The 23,260-nt window shown below is 36.5% G+C and carries 20 protein-coding genes and 5 tRNA genes; 7 read left to right on the forward strand and 18 right to left on the reverse strand.

Annotated elements, in window-relative coordinates; genetic code table 11:
• Positions 1-89 precede the first annotated feature (89 nt).
• From ygiD to ACKU4N_RS07360, 3 genes are all read left to right on the forward strand, one after another.
• On the forward strand, positions 90-899 hold the full coding sequence (ygiD, locus tag ACKU4N_RS07350) for a 4,5-DOPA-extradiol-dioxygenase (RefSeq protein ID WP_321322048.1): 810 nt from the start codon (positions 90-92) through the stop codon (positions 897-899).
• Between the two features lie 70 nt (positions 900-969).
• Complete coding sequence (locus ACKU4N_RS07355) at positions 970-1,812, forward strand: SDR family oxidoreductase (protein ID WP_321322050.1); 843 nt, start codon at positions 970-972, stop codon at positions 1,810-1,812.
• Between the two features lie 214 nt (positions 1,813-2,026).
• Positions 2,027-2,470 carry a DMT family transporter gene (locus ACKU4N_RS07360; protein WP_321322052.1) on the forward strand — a complete coding sequence of 148 codons (444 nt, stop codon included), beginning with the start codon at positions 2,027-2,029 and terminating at the stop codon, positions 2,468-2,470.
• 325 nt (positions 2,471-2,795) lie between these two features.
• Here ACKU4N_RS07360 and ACKU4N_RS07365 read toward each other — a convergent pair whose 3' ends face one another.
• From ACKU4N_RS07365 to ACKU4N_RS07410, 10 genes are all read right to left on the reverse strand, one after another.
• On the reverse strand, positions 2,796-5,354 hold the full coding sequence (locus ACKU4N_RS07365) for a M1 family metallopeptidase (RefSeq protein WP_321322054.1): 2,559 nt from the start codon (positions 5,352-5,354) through the stop codon (positions 2,796-2,798).
• A gap of 130 nt (positions 5,355-5,484) precedes the next feature.
• Entirely contained in the window at positions 5,485-6,288 is an 804-nt protein-coding gene (locus ACKU4N_RS07370) for a DUF1338 domain-containing protein (protein WP_321322055.1), read from the reverse strand.
• A 721-nt stretch (positions 6,289-7,009) separates the two neighbouring features.
• Positions 7,010-7,086 (reverse strand) — tRNA-Asp (locus ACKU4N_RS07375).
• A 54-nt stretch (positions 7,087-7,140) separates the two neighbouring features.
• A tRNA-Asp gene (locus ACKU4N_RS07380) sits at positions 7,141-7,217 on the reverse strand.
• Between the two features lie 54 nt (positions 7,218-7,271).
• A tRNA-Asp gene (locus ACKU4N_RS07385) sits at positions 7,272-7,348 on the reverse strand.
• A gap of 54 nt (positions 7,349-7,402) precedes the next feature.
• Positions 7,403-7,479, reverse strand: a tRNA-Asp gene (locus ACKU4N_RS07390).
• A gap of 72 nt (positions 7,480-7,551) precedes the next feature.
• Positions 7,552-7,625, reverse strand: a tRNA-Asp gene (locus ACKU4N_RS07395).
• Positions 7,626-7,777: 152 nt separating this feature from the next.
• Positions 7,778-8,326 carry a 16S rRNA (guanine(966)-N(2))-methyltransferase RsmD gene (rsmD, locus tag ACKU4N_RS07400; RefSeq protein ID WP_321322057.1) on the reverse strand — a complete coding sequence of 183 codons (549 nt, stop codon included), beginning with the start codon at positions 8,324-8,326 and terminating at the stop codon, positions 7,778-7,780.
• A complete protein-coding gene (locus ACKU4N_RS07405; protein ID WP_321322059.1) occupies positions 8,317-9,165 on the reverse strand; it encodes a DUF3822 family protein in 849 nt (282 codons plus the stop codon). The genes rsmD and ACKU4N_RS07405 overlap by 10 nt, the downstream gene beginning before the upstream one ends.
• Positions 9,166-9,179: 14 nt before the next feature.
• Positions 9,180-9,821 carry a hypothetical protein gene (locus tag ACKU4N_RS07410; RefSeq protein WP_321322061.1) on the reverse strand — a complete coding sequence of 214 codons (642 nt, stop codon included), beginning with the start codon at positions 9,819-9,821 and terminating at the stop codon, positions 9,180-9,182.
• 87 nt (positions 9,822-9,908) lie between these two features.
• On the opposite strand from ACKU4N_RS07410, the gene ACKU4N_RS07415 reads away from it, so the two are divergent.
• Entirely contained in the window at positions 9,909-11,342 is a 1,434-nt protein-coding gene (locus ACKU4N_RS07415) for an ATP-dependent DNA helicase (RefSeq protein ID WP_321322063.1), read from the forward strand.
• On the opposite strand, the gene ACKU4N_RS07420 is transcribed toward ACKU4N_RS07415, so the two are convergent.
• The 8 genes from ACKU4N_RS07420 to ACKU4N_RS07455 form a co-directional block, all read right to left on the reverse strand.
• On the reverse strand, positions 11,339-12,559 hold the full coding sequence (locus tag ACKU4N_RS07420) for a response regulator (protein WP_321322064.1): 1,221 nt from the start codon (positions 12,557-12,559) through the stop codon (positions 11,339-11,341). The genes ACKU4N_RS07415 and ACKU4N_RS07420 overlap by 4 nt on opposite strands.
• A 44-nt stretch (positions 12,560-12,603) precedes the next feature.
• Entirely contained in the window at positions 12,604-14,349 is a 1,746-nt protein-coding gene (locus ACKU4N_RS07425) for a phospho-sugar mutase (RefSeq protein WP_321322066.1), read from the reverse strand.
• Between the two features lie 26 nt (positions 14,350-14,375).
• Positions 14,376-15,248: a dTDP-4-dehydrorhamnose reductase gene (gene rfbD, locus ACKU4N_RS07430; protein WP_321322068.1), complete on the reverse strand. Its 873-nt coding sequence runs from the start codon at positions 15,246-15,248 to the stop codon at positions 14,376-14,378.
• 2 nt (positions 15,249-15,250) lie between these two features.
• On the reverse strand, positions 15,251-15,811 hold the full coding sequence (gene rfbC / locus ACKU4N_RS07435; RefSeq protein ID WP_321322070.1) for a dTDP-4-dehydrorhamnose 3,5-epimerase: 561 nt from the start codon (positions 15,809-15,811) through the stop codon (positions 15,251-15,253).
• Positions 15,812-15,813: 2 nt separating this feature from the next.
• Positions 15,814-16,701, reverse strand: a complete 888-nt coding sequence (gene rfbA / locus ACKU4N_RS07440; RefSeq protein WP_321322072.1) for a glucose-1-phosphate thymidylyltransferase RfbA — start codon at positions 16,699-16,701, stop codon at positions 15,814-15,816.
• Positions 16,702-17,655 carry a UDP-glucuronic acid decarboxylase family protein gene (locus tag ACKU4N_RS07445; protein ID WP_321322074.1) on the reverse strand — a complete coding sequence of 318 codons (954 nt, stop codon included), beginning with the start codon at positions 17,653-17,655 and terminating at the stop codon, positions 16,702-16,704.
• Positions 17,656-17,680: 25 nt separating this feature from the next.
• Entirely contained in the window at positions 17,681-19,021 is a 1,341-nt protein-coding gene (locus tag ACKU4N_RS07450; protein WP_321322076.1) for a UDP-glucose dehydrogenase family protein, read from the reverse strand.
• Positions 19,022-19,225: 204 nt separating this feature from the next.
• Positions 19,226-19,804 (reverse strand): PhnA domain-containing protein, encoded by a 579-nt coding sequence (locus tag ACKU4N_RS07455; RefSeq protein WP_321322078.1) that lies wholly within the window; start codon positions 19,802-19,804, stop codon positions 19,226-19,228.
• Positions 19,805-20,084: 280 nt separating this feature from the next.
• Between ACKU4N_RS07455 and rpsA the strand changes: the two genes are divergently transcribed.
• Genes rpsA through ACKU4N_RS07470 form a run of 3 tightly spaced genes read left to right on the forward strand, consistent with a single transcriptional unit; the run spans position 20,085 to position 23,200 of the window.
• Entirely contained in the window at positions 20,085-21,890 is a 1,806-nt protein-coding gene (gene rpsA / locus ACKU4N_RS07460; protein WP_321322079.1) for a 30S ribosomal protein S1, read from the forward strand.
• A 17-nt stretch (positions 21,891-21,907) separates the two neighbouring features.
• Positions 21,908-22,267: an STAS domain-containing protein gene (locus tag ACKU4N_RS07465; RefSeq protein ID WP_101311468.1), complete on the forward strand. Its 360-nt coding sequence runs from the start codon at positions 21,908-21,910 to the stop codon at positions 22,265-22,267.
• A 3-nt stretch (positions 22,268-22,270) separates the two neighbouring features.
• Positions 22,271-23,200 carry a ribonuclease Z gene (locus ACKU4N_RS07470; RefSeq protein WP_321322081.1) on the forward strand — a complete coding sequence of 310 codons (930 nt, stop codon included), beginning with the start codon at positions 22,271-22,273 and terminating at the stop codon, positions 23,198-23,200.
• Positions 23,201-23,260 lie beyond the last annotated feature (60 nt).

Here is a 23,260-nt window from a genome sequence, read left to right on the forward strand (position 1 = left end):
AATTGATTTTTATGATGGAAAGGAATACGTTTTTAAAATCACTTTTAATGGCGATACCTGGAATTATTATCAGCACAAAATTAAATGCCATGAAAACAATTACAGAATCTTTAATGAATACACCTAAAATGCCGGTACTCTTTTTAGGACATGGTAGTCCAATGAATGCCATTGAAGAAAATGAATTTGTACAAGGATTTAGAAAAATATCGTCGGAAATAGAAATGCCCAAAGCAATTTTAGTAGTGTCAGCACATTGGGAAACTGCCGGAACAAAAGTAACTGCCATGGCAAACCCTCCAACTATTCATGATTTCGGAGGGTTTCCTCAAAAGCTTTTTGAAGTGCAATATCCTGCATTAGGAGACCCAGAGCTCGCTAAAGAAACACAGGAGTTGCTTAAAAGTACAGAGGTGCATTTAGATCATAAATGGGGACTCGATCATGGAGCCTGGACTGTAATTCGGCACATGTACCCCAAGGCAAATGTGCCGGTAATTCAACTCAGTATTGATTTTCATAAAAGTCCGGCTGAACATTATGCTTTAGCTAAAGAATTAAGCAGGCTTCGCGAAAAAGGGGTTCTTATTGTAGGTAGTGGGAATTTAATACACAATTTACAAATGGTTGCCTGGAGTAGGTTAAACGAAAATTTCGCTTTTGATTGGGCACATGAAGCTAACAGTAAAATGAATGAATACATATTAAATGGTGATCATGAAAGCTTAATCAACTTTTCAAAACAAGGTAAAGCATTTCAATTATCGATTCCAACGCCTGAGCATTTTTTACCCTTGCTTTATACCCTTGCAATTCAAGATGCAAAAGACGAAATCAGCTTGTTTAACAATCAGCTCATTGGAGGATCATTATCTATGACTTCAGTTAAAATTGGCTGAAATTACAATTGTCTGAATTAGAATGTTTATCAGACATGTTAAAAAATAATTAGTATAAAAATTTAAAGACATGAAAATAGCAGTGACAGGAGCCACTGGCCAACTAGGCGGTTTGGTTGTAGCAGAATTAAAGAAAAGAGTTGATAATAATAGCATTGTAGCTTTGGTACGAAATCCGGAAAAAGCTTCAAGATTAGGTGTTGAAGCTCGTGCTTTTGATTATACAAAAAGTGAGGAATTAGTAAAAGCACTTGCTGACATTGATCATTTGTTACTTATATCAAGTAACGAAATTGGTCAACGCGCCGATCAGCATGCCAATGTAATAGAAGCGGCCAAAAAAGCGGGAGTAAAATGGATTGTTTATACCAGTTTATTGCATGCCGATACATCAACACTAAATCTTGCCGGAGAACATTTAGCAACAGAGAAAGCATTGAAAGTCTCAGGCATTGACTATACAATTCTAAGAAATGGCTGGTATACCGAAAATTACGCAGCTTCAATTGGAGGAGCCATAGCTGGCGGAGCATTTATTGGAAGTGCAGACAATGGAAAAATATCATCAGCAGCAAGAGCTGATTATGCCGAAGCGGCAGCAGTTGTGTTAATTGATGAAAGCAACAAAGGGAAAGTTTACGAATTAGCCGGTGACCAGGCTTATACACTCAGCGACTTGGCTGCTGAAATTACAAAGCAGACTGGCAACGATATTCCGTATAAAAACTTAGCGGAGATAGATTATGCTAATATACTTGCAAGTTTTGGAATTCCAAAGGGTTTTGCAGCGGCAATAGCAAGTTGGGATATCAGCGCATCAAGAGGGGATTTGTTTGATGATAGTCAACAACTTTCAAAATTAATAGGCAGACCAACAACATTATTGGAAGAATCTGTAAAAGCAGCATTGTAATAAGCAGTGGTAACAAATTAATTCTGCTTAATATCTGCAATAAAGCTGATGTTGAGTAGAATTTTTTTTTGTATTAAAGGATGAAATATGAGTGAAATGTGCGCATAAGAAACAGGCATCGGACAGTGAAAGAACAGAAGGTTTGTTTTATTCTTTGTTTACAGGTCTTCGAGAACTTTAAATACCTATTTTTGTTTTCAAATTTACAATTCATATGAGATATTTTTTGATGTTGCTGGCTCTTGCTGTTGGCTGTCTGTTACCTGTTCAGGCAAGTATTAATGCCAAATTGGGTGCATTTTTAAAAGCCCCTTTAATGGCGGCTTTGGTTAATTTTATGGTGGGTGGTTTTGTGCTTTTGCTGGTTATTTTAGGAACCCGGACACCAAATAATTTGTTGCTGGCAGCAAAGGAGGCTCCAATATATGCATGGATAGGCGGACTGATGGGTTCTATTTTTGTTGGTTCTATTATTTTTCTGATTCCCCGATTGGGCGCTGCTTTAAGTTTTGGATTGATTGTGTGTGGTCAGTTGGTGTTCTCGTTAATTTTAGATCATTTCGGGATGTTCGGCGTTCCTGTGCAACCTGTTAATTGGGGGCGAATTGCAGGTGTTCTTTTAATTCTGGTGGGCGTTTTGGTGATTCAGAAGTTTTAAAATTATGATTGAACTGAGGGGGATGAGGTTTTACATAGACATGAGAGCTTTTACACCAAGAGGAACCAGTTTGGCTCCTCTTTTTTTATAATCCCTACCACGTTTCACCCTCTCCCTACCCAAATTGAGTACAACATTCCTGTCTTGGAAGGCCAACTTCTTGTCTTGGAAGCACTGCCCGCTGTCCCTGAAAGGCTTTACCCTTGTCTTGGAAGGCCAACTTCTTGTCTTGGAAGCTATATTTCAGGGTATTACACAGAATATTCCTTTGTAGAACTTGTAACTTCTTCCTTGGGACTTGATCCTTTTCCCTTGAAACTTGTCCTTATTCCTTCCTCAACACCAAATCTGCCGCCTGCAGAATCTTCAATTTCAAATTCTCAGGATAATCAGGTCGTTCAGTCAAAAACTGACGGGTAATATCTCCCGCCTCTTTCGATTGAAGACCGCTATAGCTGGCACTCAACCAATTGTAAGGAAAGAAAATATCTCCGGTAATCTGAATCTCTTCCAGTAATTCCAGAGCCTGAGGTAAGTAAGTCAACGCTTCCTTTTCCCGCAACGGATGATTCAGATACGTTAAACCATCTAATCCCCAGCGCTCAATTTCTCTGTTTTCTTCCTTCTTCAAATTTTCAAAGAAATCTTTACGTACCTGAGGATCGGCAGAAAGAGAAGGAGCTATAAAGTTCATTTTCTTTTTACGATCAGGATTTTCGATACGTTCTGTTTGTGTGGCAACAAGCTCTTCTGATTTTTCGGGCATTTTAATGGCCAAATTGCAAGCCAGGTCGGTAGCTTTAGTTTCCGAAAGACTAAATCCGCCAATGGCAATTTCTTCTTTCCAGGCTGTGAAGAGTTGCTCCAAACGCGATTGGCTTTCGGCAATACTGCTTAAGGTGCTGAATAAGCTCGATTTCTTGCTCATGTCCTTCTCCTCATTTAGTTGAATCCAAAGGCTGTCTTCCAAATGTTTCCCAATTTGCAGTCTTTCTTCGGCACTTAAATACAGCCAATAGGCCGATTGTAGGTAAGATAACATGCGTTCCAAAATCAATGGATTATTCTCCTTTGCCAATTGGTTTTTGGCAGTAAGTACAAATTCTTTTCCCTTTATTTCTCCTTCACAAAGATTCTCATACAGGTTGATCCATGCAACTCCACGCACCAAATCATCTTCAATTTTATTGATGTTTTCAAGAAGAAATAACTTGGTTTTAGCATCCAGTTTAAAAAATCCATAGGCAATTCCTTTTCCATTTGGGATGATGTAGTCGGGTGTTTTTTTGCCTTTAGCCTCAGTAACTGCAAGCTGTGGCTGCTTAAATTTTACCGATATTACTTCACTCGTATCTTCGTAGCCTAAAAGGATGTTCAAATTCTGATTCCAGTCACCAGGATTGCCTTTGGCATCCGTTTGTGTGATTGCAAACTCAGTAATCTGATCGTTTTCAGTGCTTATTTCCGTTGAAATAGTCGGTCTTCCTGCCTTGTCTACCCAAACCTTACTCCATTGTTCTAAATTGCTAGGAGTACTAGCGTCGAGTATGGCAATAAGGTCTTCCCATGTTGCATTGCTGTAAGCATAGTTTTTCAGATAAGTTTTCAAACCTTTTTGTAAGGCTTCTTCGCCCATAATTCGTTCCAGCATATCCATTACAATGGGCGATTTGTGGTAAATGATACTTCCATAAACCGATCCGGCATCTTTTAAGTTTGGCAATATCTGATTAATTGGATTGGCTCCGCTTGTGCGATCTACACTATATGAACTGGGGAAGTGAGCCATTTGAAATTTTAGAGCGTGGTTCATATCCGGAAAGCTTGGGTTCGTTATTTTATCGGCAAGAAAATTGGCAAATACCTCTTTCAGCCAAACCTGATCGAACCATTTCATGGTCACTAAATCGCCAAACCACATGTGAGCTGTTTCGTGCGCAATTAAATTGGCGCGGTACAAGGTGTTTTTGTTGGTTGCATTTTTATCTAAAAACAATTTTGAGGCATTGTATAGTGTCGCTCCTGTATGTTCCATTCCGCCGTATTGAAAGGATGGGATCACTACAATATCGTACTTGGCAAAAGGGTAAGGGATATCGGTATATTCCTCCAGCCAATCCAGCGATTGAAATAACAAACGAAAGATTTCATCTGTATTGTTGGCTAGTTTTTCGGGATCGGTTTCGCGGTGATACATGGTATGTTCACGCCCCTTGTGTTCTCTTGTTATTGTTTCAAACTTCCCAGCTGCGAAAGAAAATAGGTAGGTAGGAAGCGGTTGGGTAGTAAGAAAGCTGTATAGGCTTTGTTCACCGTCCATTTTTTTTGAATTGAGTTTGCCGTTGGCCACGGCTTTCCAATGTTTAGGCACCCTTAAATTCAGAAGAAAGGCGGCTTTTAGGTTTGGCTGATCGAAGCAAGGGAAAGCCGTTCTGGCTCTGTCCGGCACAAATAAAGTGTATAAAAATTCATCGTTACGATTCAAGGAACTGTTACCGGTAGTAAATTCGATATCAATTTCGTTTTTTCCTACTACCAATTCCCCTTTCGGGATAATTAAATGCTCTGATTCGAAACGATAGCCTGAAGTTTTTCCATTGCAGATTACTTGATGGAGTAAGCTGGCATTTTCACGAAAATCAATTTGAAGATCCTGTTCTGTTGACCGTAAATTGAAACAGATTTTATTTGTTCCTGAAATTGCTTCTTCTCGGGATTCAGGGATGTTAAAATTCAGATGATATTCAAGATTGGAGATATTGGCTTTTCGGTATTCTGCCATTTTTTTGGTTACTCCAGCTTCAATGCTTATCGGTTTTGTACTTGTGTTGCACGATAAAACAAGTAATGCAATAAGAACCAGAAAGGTTTGTACGATTTTCACTTTTTTTTGGTTTAAGTTAGATGTGCTGGTAAAGATAAAAGTTTAATGGACAAAGAGGAAGGATCCCAAATAAAAGCCCGCCTAAACGGAGTCGTTTTGGCGGGCTTGTGTATTGTGCTGCTATTTTAATCTATTTCTCTCTAAAATTGCTGCTGTCAAAAATTTTATTGGCATTGGCTGCAATGAAACTTGAGAACAGCTGCCCGTTTTCATCCGGATAACGAATGGCAAATTCATAGAAGCAAGCAGGTATTTCGTACACACCGTCTTCAAATTCTACTTTAATGATCTCTGAAAGGGTAGAGGACTGCTGCAGAAGTTTTTCTGGCGTTCCTTTAATTTCGCCTCCCAAAGTATTCATAGGGTAGCCACTGTTTTTAATAAATTGATTCACCTTCTCGATGCTATTGTATTTCTGAAGTGTGTTGATGCTGACTGTAAAGTGATTCACTCTAAATCCATGAACGTAAAGCCAGGCTGCGTATTCCGATTCGTTCCGCAGAAATTGGTAGTCGGCATAATTTGGTTTTCCCCATACACTACCTTTGTGAATTAAATCCGGATCAGCATAATAGGCATTGCCCACCGAATTGAGTCTTCTTTTTATAATTTTTTGAAATTCTTCGGAAAATTCAGATAAGATCAGTTCTGAAATAAATACCCGGGGCGCATTTTCCTCATTTGGGTGTTCCAAATGAACAGCATTTAAGTGTTTGTCTTCGAACACATATTCTCCTTTAAATTCGTAGCCTGCTTTTATAAATTTCTTCGCTAAAACCTGAATATTCATTCTTTTATCATCGAAGGTTCTAAAAGCTACATGGTCATTAACGACCTGTTCTCCTTCTTTAGTGAATAAGTCATGTATAGCTTGGGCAGAAGGATTCTGTTTAGTGTATTCCTTCCATAGTCTATGAAATATTTCTTGTTGCATAATCTGTATTTTAGTTAGTTGTGTAGTAATTTATGAATTTTAATTGACTGGATTTATGTCTGTAGCCAGATTTCTTTTAAACATTTGCTCATTTTCTGATAAGTCTGTTCTATGTCATCATCTAAAACTATTGAAATTTGAATTAGACCATCAATTAATTCCGTTTTCATTCTCTCATCTTCGGGTATCTTCTATTAGGAACTTCTTTCAAGCGAACTGAATAGGGTTTTGTGAGAATCCAGACTTTAGCCTAAATAACCAATATTGGCTTTCTGCATTGCCTCTGGCGTTGTCTTTTAAATCAATAACAAAGAGTCCTTTCGAGCAATAGTTATTGTGAGTCATTAGGAATGTGTAAGTGAATGAAGCGATAATGGATGGGTTTACTTCTTCAGAATCACCAAAGTTTTACAAATCCTGTATTCGATCTGCGGGATTAAATTTTGATGTATTTGCACTTGTTCTATTAAAAATGCAAAAAAAAACAGATCAAGGATCAGTTTCGAAGGTTGTGGGGAATTTAATTATTGATAATGTATTGTTTTGAATCTGTTAGTAGATTTTTGTTGCGAATGCAACTTAAAAATAGTCGAACTTAAGAAGGAATCAAGGATTTTTGATTTGTTTCGGAGATTGAAATATTGAGAATTACGAAATATTCAAAAGGTGCAAAATCGAAAAAGCCTCCGATTCTCTTGAATCGAAGGCTTTCTGTTTATTCTGGCGGTCTGGACGAGACTCGAACTCGCGACCCCATGCGTGACAGGCATGTATTCTAACCAACTGAACTACCAAACCAAAATATTTCAAGATCTGTTTATTTTAAGAGCAGCAAATCAAAACTCTTTATTCTGGCGGTCTGGACGAGACTCGAACTCGCGACCCCATGCGTGACAGGCATGTATTCTAACCAACTGAACTACCAAACCAAAATATTTCAAGATCTGTTTATTTTAAGAGCAGCAAATCAAAACTCTTTATTCTGGCGGTCTGGACGAGACTCGAACTCGCGACCCCATGCGTGACAGGCATGTATTCTAACCAACTGAACTACCAAACCAAAATATTTCAAGATCTGTTTATTTTAAGAGCAACAAATCAAAACTCTTTATTCTGGCGGTCTGGACGAGACTCGAACTCGCGACCCCATGCGTGACAGGCATGTATTCTAACCAACTGAACTACCAAACCAAAATGTAATAACTGCATTCCCCAAAAGGGAAACTGCAAATCAAAAATAGTGCAAAGAACTTTTTCTTTTAGCGGTCTGGACGAGACTCGAACTCGCGACCCCATGCGTGACAGGCATGTATTCTAACCAACTGAACTACCAAACCTTTTTTTGATTGCGATGCAAAGATAATGCAAGTTTTCTTACTTGCAATATCTGCATGCAGTTTTTTTTGTCTTGAATTCTGTCTTAAGGTAGTAAAATAGCGGTTTTGAGCGTGTTACGATAGTGAAAAAAAAGCTTTTTTTTTGCAAAGATCTATTCTGATTCTTTTATCGACTTAAAGAAGCTGAAATTTACACTTCCATAAACTCTTTTTTCAGTAAAATTTGGATGTGCAGAAAAATCATTTGACGAACCGTGTTCAATAATTAAAAGACCATCTTCGCTGAGTAACTCCTTCTCGAAAACCAAATTGGGAATTGTTTCAAGAGATTTCATTGCGAACGGAGGATCGGCAAATATCAAATCAAATTTTTGAGGGAAATTCCGGAGAAATCTAAAAACATCCGTTTTAATTGCTTGAATTTGTTCAAACTTTAATTCCTTAATGGTTTTTTGAATAAAAGAGAAGTGATTGTGATTTTTTTCAATACACATTACCATTTCCGCGCCTCTGGAGGCAAATTCATAACTAATACCTCCTGTACCGCCAAAAAGATCTAAAACTTTTAAATCTTCAAAATCAATAACGTTATTTAATACATTGAAAAGGCTTTCTTTGGCAAAATCGGTTGTTGGACGCGCCTTAAAATTTTTATCCGGAGATATCCTTCTTCCCTTATGAGTTCCACTTATTATTCGCACCTGGATAAATTTAAAAGGTTAATGAATTGATTGTATTCCTTGTGTGGAATACTTTTATTTATTCTAAACTCCGATGGAAGTATTTTAACCTCAACCTGACCTAGGTATTTTTTTAGTAAAAGAATTACATTGCTATCTTCCTGAACAAGTCCGTCAATAATTAACCTGCTTCTCTCGTTATTTAACTTTTGTTGTTTAAAGATGTTGAGAATATAGTAGGCCAAATCAGAACTCGCGCTATATGAGAACGTGTTTATGAAATGTTTCCCATTACGGTCAGGTATGATGACATGAAAAAAGTAATTCTGGATGTTCAAAAAAACTTGTGGGTGATTCTCAGCAATATTCTGATTCAAAGCCTCTTTGTAAAAGGGGAAGCAATGATGATACAGCTTACTTTTTTTAAAGTGTGATTGAATAAACTCTTTAATGCTGTTGGGAAAAGAGAAAACAATCCACGATTTTAATTCGGGAAGTTCATTCCACTTCAAACATTCATTCTTTTCAAGAGGATGAGATAATTGAAAACTCTCAAAAGCAAAGTCTTCCGAGAAAAATTCCGATGGAATAAGTAATACCTTATCTGAGATCCACAGAAGTGAAACATCCTTAAAACTTAAATTTAAGAGTTCGTGGTTTCGGACAATTTCAATAAATGAATTTATTGGATTGTTTTCGTTATTTGTTTTGAAAGGAATGAATTGATTCAATGCAATGCACTCTTTATTTCCGTTGAGTATAGAAAAAGAAAATCCATCCAGGCTTACCTGGATGGATAGAGTATATTCTTTTGTTTTGTTTTTATCAAATGATGAATCAACAAATACAAGGTCGCTCATGTATAATTTTATATTTATTCCCAGTTACCTGCGTTGTTGTTTGCTTCCTCAAGAGAACCAACCATTAAACCAGGGTATTTATTTAAACGAATACGGTTTCCATTTTCTTCAAGAACTTCTTCACGATATTCATCCATAATATCATCAAAAATATCCATATTAGAAACTTTTGCTTCAAAAACCTGAACTTTTACATTAGATCCGGTTGTAAATACACCTGCACCTAATTTAAATTGTTTTTGTCCTTTTGTAAATGGAACAAAACGTAAATTCTCGATTGCATAATTTTTTCCAAAAACAGTATCAAGAGCCGAAATCATGATTGTATCACGAGTGATAAATCCTTTTTTAACAGCTTCTTTTTCAGTCATACCAGCTTCAACTTGCTCATCAGTAAGAGAACCAATAGATTTAATCAAAGGCATAGAGTCCGTTTTGATAAAACTAATTAAAGTATCAAAACTTCCGGTATATTTACCATTAACATCTTTGTAAGCACCTTCTGCTTTACGGATATCTTTCAACTGTTCAATAATTCTATCGTACCTTTGATCTTTGATTTTACCAAATTTAATCGGTTTCATAATGCTTTGGTAGCTTAAAAAAGCAAGAGCAACAATAGCTATGGCAAGTAAGATTTGAAAGACTTTTTTCATTTTTATTCTTATTAGTTTGTAAGTTTGTCTGCAAATTTAAAAAAAAAATCTATTTGGTTATTTTTCTAGCCATTAAAATTATCAGAAATGTTAAAAAATCATGTTGCCCTGCTAATTAGTGAAAGTTTGAACTTCGAACCAACCGAAGATCAGCAAAGGGCAATTGACTGTTTGGCAGATTATGTAACCAATATTGATGAACGTGGAATGTTTTTGTTAAAAGGTTATGCAGGTACAGGAAAGACTACTTTAGTGAGTGCTTTGGTATCTGTTTTGGATAAAATGAAGATTAACTCTGTTTTATTGGCTCCAACAGGCCGGGCGGCAAAGGTTTTGTCTCATTATTCAAAAAAATCAGCTTATACAATTCATAAAAAAATTTATCGTCAGAAATCATTGACCGATGATCTTGGAATATTTGCTTTGGATCGGAATTTGAATAGTAATACTGTTTTTTTAGTGGATGAGGCTTCCATGATTTCCAATTATTCAGCGGAGGCATGGGTGTTTGGTTCCGGCAGATTATTGGATGATTTAATACAATATGTATTTTCAGGAAAAAACTGCCGTTTGATTCTAATAGGGGATACTGCTCAGTTGCCTCCAATTGGATTGGATATTAGTCCGGCTCTTGATCCACATGAATTGGAGTCGTGTTACAATCTACCGGTAGCGGAGATGGTCTTAACTCAGGTTGTTCGCCAAAATCAGGAATCAGGCATTTTAATGAATGCCACCAATTTAAGGGGCATGCTGGCCGATGAAAAAAGTGGTTATCCTGTTTTAACAACAGAAAATTATCCGGACATAAAACGAATTGGCGGAGCCGAACTGATAGAAGAAATTTCCAATGCTCATTATAAATATGGCTTGGAGGAAACAATTGTAATCAGCCGCTCCAATAAAAGGGCGAATAAATTCAATCAGGGAATTCGAAATACAGTTCTGTACCGTGAGGAAGAAATTTCAAGCGGTGACTATTTAATGGTTGTGAAAAATAATTATTTCTGGGCTCAGGATATTAAAGAAATGGATTTTATTGCCAATGGCGATATTGTTGAAATTGTTAGGATACACAAGCATCTGGAAATGTATGGATTTCGTTATGCTGAAGTTACCATTCGATTTCCTGATTACAAAGATGTGGAATTGGATACCATGATCATGCTGGATACTTTGGATATCGAAACAGCATCACTTGGTTATGAGGAAAATAAAAAGCTGTTTTTTACCATTGCCGAAGATTATGCTGATATTCGTTCCAAGAAAAAGCGATATGAAAAAGTTCGTGATAATAAATTCTTTAATGCCTTGCAAGTGAAATTTTCATATGCTGTAACCTGTCATAAAGCTCAAGGCGGACAGTGGAAAACAGTATTTGTAGATCAGGGATACTTAACCGATGAGTTGTTAACAGCAGAGTATTACCGTTGGCTTTATACAGCGGTAACACGAGCTACTGAAAAATTATTTCTGGTTAATTTTAAAAAAGAATTTTTTCCTAACGAGAATGAGAATTAAAGCTCGATACCAATAATTAGAATGTCATCGGTTTGTTCATTGTTTTCTTTCCAACTCTCAAACCAATTAAAAATATCCGATTTTTGAAGATTGATGGATTTTGATTGAATAGCCAGCAATTTGTCGTAGAACTGCTTCTTTTTAAGTGTTTTAAGCTGCTGTCCTCCAAGTTGATCGGTTATGCCATCTGTGTATAGGAAAATACGGTCACCGACCTGTGTTTCTATTTTTTTAATCGTGAATTCGGTAAATTCTGATTCTTTACCAATGGAATTGCGGTCACCTTGAATTTCGAATAAAGAATATGCATCACTACTGTCTTTTGCCTCAATAGTTTCGTTATTACATTTTAATGGCTTTGAACTTTTTCTGATTAAAACAAGTGATCTTTTGGCACCCACAAATTCCAATATATTTTCCTGAGGGTAGATGGAGCAAAATAATCCATCCATTCCGTCGTATTGTGTGTAGGTGTCACTGGATGTATTCAGAATCCGGCTAAATTTTTGACTGAGCAGCGGGAAAACATGTGCAGCGCTAATCTCGTTTCCATTTTGAGAAAGGGTATGCAGCTCCATTTGTCCCATAACGGTTAACATTGCCGCAGGAACTCCGTGACCGGTACAATCAAATAAGCCAATGTTTTTCTTATGAAAATTCTGCTGAATCCAATAAAAATCTCCACTTACAACATGTTTAGGCAGATTGATGATAAAGGATTTTGAAAATAATCTTCTGAAATTTTCCGCATCAGGAAGAATCGATCTTTGAATTCTACCTGCATGAATCATACCTTGATGGATATCGTAGTAAGATTTATATTTGGAAATTTCTTGTTTTTGTTCATTGATTTGAAATGCAATTAATACTTTGGTTTGCAGTTCGGTAAAATCAATTGGCTTTTTAACGTAGTCCTGAGCCCCTAAGCTTAAGGTTGCTTTTATGGATTCCATTTCTGTTTTGGCCGAAACCATAATAACAGGAATTTCTTTCAGTCTTTCATTTAATTGGATTTTTTCAAGAACTTCGATTCCATCCATTACGGGCATCATAATGTCAAGAAGAATAACATCAGGGATATTATCGTTTAGCCAATCAAGAGCTTGCTGGCCTCCTTCTTTTGAAATGACAGTATAATCGCGTCTGAAATAGGCTTCAATTAATTTGTTATTAATTGGAGAATCGTCAACAGATAGAATGGTTCTTTTGTTATCCATAATGAGTAAAAAGTGTAGGGTAGCATAAAGCTACCCTAAAAATATCAGTTTAATTCCAAAGAGCTAATAATTCCTTGAATTTTTTTATTGGCTTTATCCTCTGTAGCGTAAAATTCTTCAATCGAAGCTAGTGTTTCGCGTACTTCGAAATAATATTTAATTTTTGGTTCGGTTCCCGATGGACGAACAGAAATCTTCGTTCCGTCTTCCAAATAAAATTGAAGAACGTCAGCTGTAGTCTCAAAATCTAAGGCCGTTTCTTCTCCAGTTACAGGATTTGTGGCTATTCTTGTGGAATAATCTTTAACCAAAACCAAGGTTGATCCGTTAATTTCTTTCGGACGATTGTAGCGGTAGTCGTACATTAATTTTTCAATTTCCTGTGCTCCTTCCAGTCCTTCTCGAACGATGTAAATCATTTTTTCTTTCGAGTAACCATACTCAACGTAAATATCTTTAAGGATATCGAATACGTTTTTCCCTTGATCTTTTGCCCAGGCGGCAATCTCGGCCATAATGCTGCAGGAAGATACTGCATCTTTATCACGGGTAAAATCACCCGGCATGTAACCAAAGGATTCTTCACCGCCACCAATGTAGTTTTTATCTGGATTTTTTCTGATTACGTCAGCAATCCATTTAAATCCTGTGTAAGCATCAAAACACTGTACGTTATTTTTCTCGGCTACATCTTTGAAGAGTTCTGTAGTAACAATGGTTTTTACCACATAGTCATTGCCGGTTAAAAGTCCAAGTTCTCTTCTTCTTCTAATCAGGTAGTAGTTAAAAATAAGAGCAGTCTGATTTCCATTTACGATTTCCCACTCACCTTTATCATTAGTTGTCGCAATACCCAAACGGTCACCATCCGGGTCACAAGCCATCACCAAATCAGCATTAACTTCTTTGGCTTTATCAACAGCCATTTTAAGAGCTTCCGGTTCTTCAGGATTTGCTGACCAAACAGTGGGGAAGTTTCCATCTACAACATCTTGTTCCGGAATATGAATGACATTCTCAAAACCATAATTTTTTAGTGAAGCAGGAACTAGTTTTACTGTTGTTCCATGTAATGGAGTGAAAACAATTTTTAAATCTTTTTGATTTTTGATCGCTTCAGGTGAAAGGCTTAATGTTTTAACTGTATCCAAATAAAGTTTGTCCATATCTTCTCCAAGGACTTCTATTAGTGCTGGATTCCCTTCAAATTTGATTTCTTCAAGCTTTACTGCCTTAACTTCAGCAATTACATTTTTATCGTGAGGAATAACCAATTGAGAACCATCTTCCCAATATGCTTTATATCCATTGTATTCTTTAGGATTGTGGGAGGCGGTTATAATAACACCTGATTGACAGCCCAAATGGCGAATCGCAAAAGACATCTCAGGAGTTGGTCTTAAATCTTCAAAGATATATGCTTTAATACCATTTGCTGAGAAAATATTAGCAACAGTATCAGAGTATAATTTGCTGTTGTTACGACAATCATATCCAATGCAAACAGAAAGATTATCTTGTCCGGCAAATACTTTGTTAACATAGTTTGCCAACCCTTGGGTGGCAGCTCCAACGGTATAAATATTCATTCTGTTTGTTCCCGGACCCATTTTGCCCCGTAGTCCTCCAGTTCCAAATTCAAGATCTTTATAAAATGAATCTATTAAATCAGTTTTATCTTCTTTCTCTAATAATGTTTTTACAGCATCTTTAGTTTCCTGATCGTAGTTCCCCTCAAGCCAGGCTTTGGCTTTTTCATTTACTATTTCAAAAATCTCAGTTTTGTTCATCTTTGACACAATTTTTTTTTGGTTAACTATTCTGTAATTCTTTTAATACAATGTTCAATTCTGCTTCTCCAGTGTGGTATTTCAAGCGTAAAAATATGTTTAATTTTCGATTTATTCAAAACGCTGTAGTGTGGTCTTTGTGCAAGGCATTGAAAATCCCTGCTTTCTATGCTGTTAATTTTACATCTATTTTTTGATGTGTTTTGTATTTCGATGGCAAAATCATACCAGCTGCAAACGCCTTCATTGGAGTAATGGTAGGTTCCAAAATCATTAAATTCACTGTTTTTATCAATACTCTCAATGATTTGAAGGATTGCAGAAGCTAAGTCATGAGCATAGGTTGGCGTTCCTATTTGGTCGAACACGACACCTAATGATTTTTTTTCTTTACCTAAACGAAGCATGGTTTTTAGAAAATTCTTGCCAAAGGGAGAGTATAGCCATGAGGTACGTATAATGATGTGCTTTTGGCATATGTTTCGAATATTTTCTTCCCCTTCAAATTTGGTTCTGCCATAAACGCCCATTGGTTTTGCCTTTTGATCCTCTGAATAAGGAACCGAGTTGTCGCCGGAAAATACATAGTCGGTAGAAATGTGAACTAATGTAATATTGTTCTGAGAAGCTACTGTAGCCAGGTTTTTTACAGCATCAACATTTATTAATCTGGCTGTAACTTCATCTTCTTCCGCCTGATCAACATTTGTGTAGGCGGCGCAATTAACAATGTAGGAGATTTGTTTGTTGCTAATGTAATTTTTTATTGCATCCAAAGAGCTAATGTCCAATTCTTCAATATCCGTAAAGAAAAACTGAAGATTGCTAAACTTTGCCGATAACTCTTTTATCTCAGTACCCAACTGCCCTTTAGAGCCTGTAATTAGGATTTTTGTCATACTCATTTGCTGTATTTAAAATTCTTTTCAGCTTCTTTGAAATTTGGATATACTTTATCCTTTGGGGATATGATAGCTTTGCCCGGCTCTATTCTCCAATTTATATTTAAGAATGGATCGTTGAAGTTAATTCCTCTTTCTGCTTCAGGATCATAAAAATTATCGCATTTGTAAATGAAGGTCGCAGATTCGCTTAAGACAGAAAATCCGTGTGCAAATCCCTTCGGAATTAAAAATTGAATTTTATTATCCGCAGACAATTCAATGCCACTCCATTGCCCGAAAGTTGGAGAATCTTTTCTTAAATCAACAGCAACATCAAACACTTTACCTTCTATTACGCGCACCAATTTTGTTTGAGAATAGGGAGCCAACTGATAATGCAGCCCTCTTATCACTCCATATCCTGACTTGGATTCATTATCCTGTATAAAAGAAAGATCAAGACCTTTATTGCGGAAAATTTCTTCGTTGTAGCTCTCAAAAAAATAGCCTCTCTCATCCTCAAAGACTCTTGGTTTGATAATTAATAAATCGGGGATTTTGGTTTTGATAATTTCCATGATTAGCTACATTGCTTATTAATACTTTCATTGGCTACCATCATCAAATATTCTCCGTACTGATTTTTGAGCAGGGGTTGCGCTAATTCAATTAGTTGTTCTTTGTTTATGAATCCATTTCTGTATGCAATCTCTTCTAGGCAGGCAACTTTTAATCCTTGCCTTTGTTCTATTGTTGCAATATAATTAGAGGCCTGAAGCATGCTGTCATGCGTTCCAGTATCCAGCCAGGCAATTCCACGCCCCAAAACCTGAAGCTTAAGACTGTTTTCTTTTAAATAGATTAGGTTTAGATCTGTTATTTCTAGTTCACCTCGTTTCGAGGGTTTTAATGACTTGGCTTTTTGAACCACAGTGTTGTCGTAAAAATACAAGCCGGTTACAGCATAGTTGGATTTAGGATGTTCAGGTTTCTCTTCCAGACTTTTTACTTTGCCATTCTCATCAAAATCAGCAACGCCATATCTTTCCGGATCTTTTACATGATATCCAAAAACCAGTGCTCCTTCGGTTAGTTTTGCTGAAGCCTTAAGTTGTTTGCCAAATTCATATCCGTAGTAAAGATTGTCACCTAAAATCATGCAAACAGGACTGTCGCCAATAAATTCTTCACCAATAATAAATGCCTGCGCTAATCCGTCTGGCGAGGCTTGTTTCGCATACGAAATATCTAATCCAAACTGGTTTCCGTTTCCAAAAAGATCTTTGTAAAGAGGTAAATCTTTTGGAGTAGAAATAATTAGAATTTCCTTTATTCCTGCAAGCATCAAAACGGAAAGAGGGTAGTATATCATTGGTTTGTCGTAAACCGGGATAATTTGTTTCGAAATGCTTTTTGTGATCGGATAAAGTCTTGTTCCCGAACCTCCAGCCAATATGATTCCTTTCATTTAGTGTGTTGGTTTGATTGATAATAAGTTATCAAAATACGAAATAGTTCGAAGTAAACCTTCATTTAACTGGATTTTTGGTTCCCAGTTGTTCAATTCCTTTTTTGCAAGACTAATGTTTGGCTGTCTTTGTGTGGGATCGTCTTTTGGTAAGGGCAGATAAATGATCTTAGAGCTTGAATTGGTTAGCTTAATTACTTTTTGAGCTAATTCTAAAATTGTAAATTCATTTGGGTTGCCAATATTCACCGGGCCAATAAATTCTTTTCTTGAATTCATCATTCTAATCATTCCTTCCAATAAATCATCAACATATTGAAAACTTCTGGTCTGCAGACCATCACCAAAAAGAGTGATATCTTCGCCTTTTAGTGCCTGAACAATAAAATTTGAAACGACACGTCCATCATTTGGGTGCATGTTGGGACCGTAAGTATTGAAAATCCGCACAATTTTGATTGCAACATTGTTTTGGGTATGATAATCCATAAACAATGTTTCGGCACAACGCTTGCCTTCATCGTAACAGGATCGAATGCCAATTGGGTTTACATTTCCCCAATAGTCTTCTGTTTGCGGATGAATTTCAGGATCCCCATAAACTTCACTTGTCGACGCCTGAAGAATTTTAGCATTTATTCTTTTCGCGAGCCCAAGTAAATTTATTGAGCCCATTACTGAAGTTTTGGTCGTTTTAATTGGGTTGTATTGATAGTGTATTGGAGAAGCAGGACAGGCCAAATTGTAAATTTGATCTACCTCAGCATAGTATGGTTCTGTGATATCATGACGAACAAGCTCAAAATACGGATTGTCTATTAAATGAGCTATATTTCTTTTTGAGCCTGTAAAATAGTTATCCAAACAGATTACATCATTGCCTTCTTTAAGTAATCTCTCGCAAAGATGTGAACCAATAAATCCGGCACCTCCGGTAATCAAAATTCTCTTCATAGCTTATCTCCCTAGTCTGATTTATTTACACAACAGCTTCTTTTTTAATAATTTCTCGTCCAATGGAATAATAGGTGTAGTTCAGTTCTTTCATTTCCGAAAGGTCATAAATATTTCTTCCGTCGAAAATTAATTTTTCCTTCATTAATTTCTCCATTACTTTAAAGTTTGGAAGTCTGAATTCAGACCATTCAGTAACTATCAGTAATGCATCAGCATCAATTAAAGCTTCATATTGATCTTTTGCATAGCTGATTGTATCGCCAATTTTCCGATGGCACTCTTTCGCAGCAACAGGGTCGTATGCAATCACTTCTGCTCCTTCACTTAAAAGTTTGTTGATAATAACCAATGATGGAGCTTCTCTCATATCATCAGTGTTTGGCTTGAATGATAAACCCCAGATCGCAATTTTTTTGCCTTTTAAATCTCCATCAAAATGTGCCATCATCTTTTTGTACAGCACGCTTTTTTGACGGTTGTTTACCAGTTCAACAGATTTTAAAATTTCAAGAGGATGTCCTTTTTGTTCTGCTGTTTTAATAAGTGCCTGAACGTCTTTTGGAAAGCAGGATCCGCCATACCCTGTGCCCGGATAGATAAATTTATTTCCAATGCGGCTATCCGATCCAATACCGCGGCGAACGTTATTTACATCAGCGCCTACAATTTCGCAAAGATTGGCGATGTCGTTCATGAAAGAGATTTTTGTTGCTAACATTGAGTTTGCGGCATATTTTGTCATTTCTGCAGAGGGAATATCCATGAAAATTACAGGGTGATTATTCATCAGAAATGGCTTGTAAAGTTTGGTCATTACAGCCTGAGCTCTTTCCGATTCAGTCCCGATTACCACTCTGTCTGGTTTTAGGAAATCGTCGATTGCAGCGCCTTCTTTTAAAAATTCAGGGTTCGAAGCAACGTCAAATTGAATTTCGATATTTCGATTGGTTAGCTCTTCCTTAAGAGCGGCCTTAACTTTTTCGGCGGTTCCAATTGGTACGGTACTTTTGGTAACAACAACAAGATAGTGATCAATGTATTGTCCAATTTCCTTTGCCACACCAATTACATATTGAAGATCCGCACTTCCATCTTCGTCCGGAGGTGTGCCAACAGCAATAAATATAGCATCAGCATCAGAAATACTATCTTTTAAACTATTTGAAAAAAACAAACGGCCTTTTTCCATATTGCGTTTTACCATTGGCTCCAAACCAGGTTCGTAAATTGGAATAATACCTTTATTTAAATTGTCTATTTTAGTCTGATTTACATCAACGCATGTGACAGTAATCCCTGTTTCTGCAAAGCAAGTTCCGGAAACTAAACCTACATAACCGGTACCAACAATAGTAATGTTCATTTCGTTCGTTTTAGAGTTTTATTTGGATGGCGTAAATTATGATGTAAATAAAGCGAAATTAATTCACTAATAAAATGATTTTGCCGGCTGATTTTAGCGCATTGGGGCATCTCATATCACTAAAAAAGCATTGTTGTGAAAAGAGTAGGGATGCTAATTAATAGCATCCCTACCTTAGTGTATATTTAACTTGTTAATGCTGATCTAGTTCGATTTCTTTACGTATTTGGTTAAGATCACAATTTGCTGACCTTCTACACGACCTTCGATATGTTCTGCATTATCTGCTACTAAGGAAATATTGCGGACAGCAGTTCCGCGTTTGGCTGTAAAACCACCACCTTTTACGTTTAAATCTTTAATTAGAGTAACCGTATCACCAGCTTGCAACTGAGCTCCGTTGCTGTCGATATGTTTTACTGCATCTTCTTCGTTATCTCCTTCGCCGGTTGCTTTAGCCCATTCTAAAGTTTCTTCGTCCAGATAAAGCATATCCAGTAAATCTTGTGGCCATCCTTCTGAACGCAACCGGTTTAGCATGCGCCAAGCCATAACCTGAACAGCAGGCTCTGTACTCCACATGCTATCGTTTAAACAACGCCAATGGTTGGCATCTACTTGATCTGGATTTTTAATCTGAGAATGGCAGGTTGCACAAACCAATATGTTTTTATCGGCAGTTCCTTTTGTCGGAGTTACTTCGTACGCTTTTAAATCTTCTGTTGCACCACACAATTCGCAAAGGGAACCACTTCTGCTATGTAATTCTTTTTCAATATTCATTTTCTTATTGTTTAATTTGTGTTTGTCAAACAAGCCTTTCTCTTATATTGACTACCATACTTACTAAAAAGCACAAAGTTAAACGAGTTTATTTAAAATGTAAATAGTGTATCGAAATAGTTTTTGTCATTTGTGGTTAAAGAGCTTAATAATTGTGTTTTTTTTAATGGATTTCCTGAAAAAATAGATGTAACTTATTTACTTACTCAGAATAATTGTATACTTTTGCACCGAATTTTATATATAATGTCTAATTTATTAGTAAAAAGTAATTTAACAGATGATTGAAGAAAACAAAAAAGTAGACAATTCTGCTCCAGATGCAGAATTTGATTGGGATGCGTTCACAAGTGACGAAGGATTCGCTGGCGGAAGCAGAACAGATTTAGAAGAAATGTATGATAAAACTTTATCTACAATTTCTGAAAAGGAAGTAATTGATGGTACAGTTATTTCAATGAATAAAAGAGAAGTTGTAATCAATATTGGTTACAAATCTGACGGTATTATCAGCTTAAACGAATTCAGATATAATTCTGAATTAGCAATTGGTGATACAGTTGAAGTTTATGTTGAAAATCAAGAAGACAAAAAAGGACAGTTAGTTCTTTCACACAAAAAAGCTCGTGCACTTCGTTCATGGGATCGTGTTAATGCAGCTCTTGAAAAAGATGAAATTATTAAAGGTTACATCAAATGTCGTACTAAAGGTGGTATGATCGTTGACGTATTTGGAATTGAGGCTTTCTTGCCAGGATCTCAGATTGATGTTAAGCCTATCCGCGACTACGATGTATTTGTTGGAAAAACTATGGAATTCAAAGTGGTGAAAATCAACCACGAATTCAAAAATGTTGTTGTATCTCACAAAGCTCTTATTGAAGCTGAATTGGAGCAACAGAAGAAAGAAATTATCGCTAAGCTTGAAAAAGGTCAGGTTCTTGAAGGAACTGTTAAAAACATCACTTCTTACGGTGTATTTATCGACTTAGGTGGAGTAGATGGTTTGATCCATATTACTGACCTATCATGGGGTAGAGTAACTCACCCAAGCGAGATTGTTGAATTAGATCAGAAATTGAACGTTGTTATCCTTGATTTTGATGATGATAAAAAACGTATCGCTCTTGGTCTTAAACAATTAACTCCTCACCCATGGGATGCTTTGGATGCAGAAATGAAGGTTGGCGATAACTTGAAAGGAAAAGTTGTTGTTATGGCTGATTATGGTGCATTCGTTGAGATCGCTGCTGGTGTTGAAGGATTAATTCACGTATCAGAGATGTCATGGTCGCAGCATTTAAGATCTGCTCAGGATTTCATGAAAGTTGGAGACGAGGTAGAAGCTCAAATCTTAACATTGGATCGCGACGAGAGAAAAATGTCTCTTGGTATCAAGCAATTGAAGCAAGATCCTTGGGAAGGAATTGAGGCTAAATATGCTGTTAACTCTAAGCACACTGCTAAAGTTCGCAACTTCACTAATTTTGGTGTATTTGTTGAAATCGAAGAAGGTGTTGATGGATTAATTCATATTTCTGATCTTTCCTGGACTAAGAAAGTGAAGCATCCAGCTGAATTTACTACTATCGGTTCTGAAATTGAAGTTGTTGTTCTTGAAATAGATAAGGATAACAGAAGATTAAGTTTAGGACACAAACAATTGGAAGAAAATCCATGGGATGTATTCGAAACAATCTTTACAACAGATTCAGTTCACGAAGGAACTATTGTTGATATTTTCGAAAAAGGTGCTGTAATTGCTCTTCCTTATGGAGTAGAAGGATTTGCAACTCCACGTCATCTTGTGAAAGAAGATGGCTCTCAAGCTAAAGTTGAAGAAAAATTAACTTTTAAAGTTATTGAATTCTCAAAAGCAGCGAAAAGAATCATTCTTTCTCACTCAAGAACTTTCGAAGATGAGAAGAAAGCTGACGAGACTGCGAAGAAAAAAGAAGTAGCAAAAATCGCTAAAAAAGGAGTTAAAAAAGTGAAAGATTCACTAGAAAAGACTACCTTAGGTGATATATCAGAACTTGCTGCTTTAAAATCGCAAATGGAAAGCGATGAAGTTGGTGAGAAATAATTAAAAATTAAGTAATTATGGATTTCAAGATTGACAAGAAAGATGGTTATACCCTTGTACAGGTATTGAAAGACAAGTTGGATACTCACATTGCTCCTGCCTTAAAATCAGAATTGGTTTTAATTTCCGGAAATGGTGAAAAAAGTATTCTTTTGGATTTAACTCCTTGTACATATTGTGATTCGTCTGGTCTTAGTGCAATACTTGTAGCCAATAGGTTGTGTAAAAATGCTAATGGAACATTTGTGCTTCATGGCTTGCAGCCTGCTGTTGAACGATTAGTTTCAATTTCTCAGTTGGATTCAGTTCTAAATATTTCTTATAATATGGACGATGCTGTTTCAACGATGAAAGGTCAAATTGAATTAAACAAATAGTTAGTGAAATTTGAAGTAACAATCTTAGGCAGTAACTCTGCATTACCAACTACCAAAAGATTCCCAACCGCTCAAGTGCTCAATGTGCTTGAGCGGTTCTTTTTAATCGACTGCGGAGAGGGGACACAAATTCAAATGAAGCGATTCAGGGTTCCTATGAGTCGAATCAACCATATTCTGATTTCGCACATGCATGGCGACCATATCTTCGGATTGATTGGTTTGCTATCTACTTTCTCGCTTCAGGGACGAAAATCGGATCTGCATATCTATGGGCATAGTAAATTGGAAAAATTTATTCGTTTCCAATTGGAATTGTTGGAGACGAAACTGGATTACCAGATTTTTTATCATACCATTTTTGGAACGGAAATTCAAACTTTATTTGAGGACGATTCTGTAATTGTTCAGTCGTTTCCTTTAAAACACGGAGCAATGCCATGTGCCGGATTTCTGTTTAAAGAAAAGGAGAGACTGCGAACTTTAAAATCGGATATGCTGACCTTTTACAATGTTCCTGTAAAAAACAGGCATTCTATTAAACAAGGGGAGGATTTTATTCGTGAAGATGGAGAAGTGGTTTCGAATAAAAAATTGACAAAAGATCCTCCAAAGGTAAGAAGTTACGCTTTTTGTACAGATACAGCTTATTTGCCAAAAATTACACCAATAATTAAAGGTGTCGATTTATTGTATCATGAAGCAACTTTTTTAAAGTCCGAAGAAAAACGAGCGAAGAAAACCTACCATTCAACCACAGAACAGGCTGCGAAAATTGCTGAAGAAGCCAACGTGAAAAAACTACTAATTGGTCATTTTTCTGCCCGTTTTGAAGATTTGAAAGAGCATCTAAAAGAAGCAAAAGATATTTTTCCAAATTCAGCATTGGCCGAAGATGGGAAAAAGTTTTCTGTGAAACTTGATCGGGATTAATTATCTTCAATCAAGTTTTTTTTTACTTTAGCAGTTCATGAAATTTAAAACATATACACA

The organism is Labilibaculum sp. (assembly GCF_963664555.1).
Taxonomy (GTDB): Bacteria; Bacteroidota; Bacteroidia; order Bacteroidales; family Marinifilaceae; genus Labilibaculum.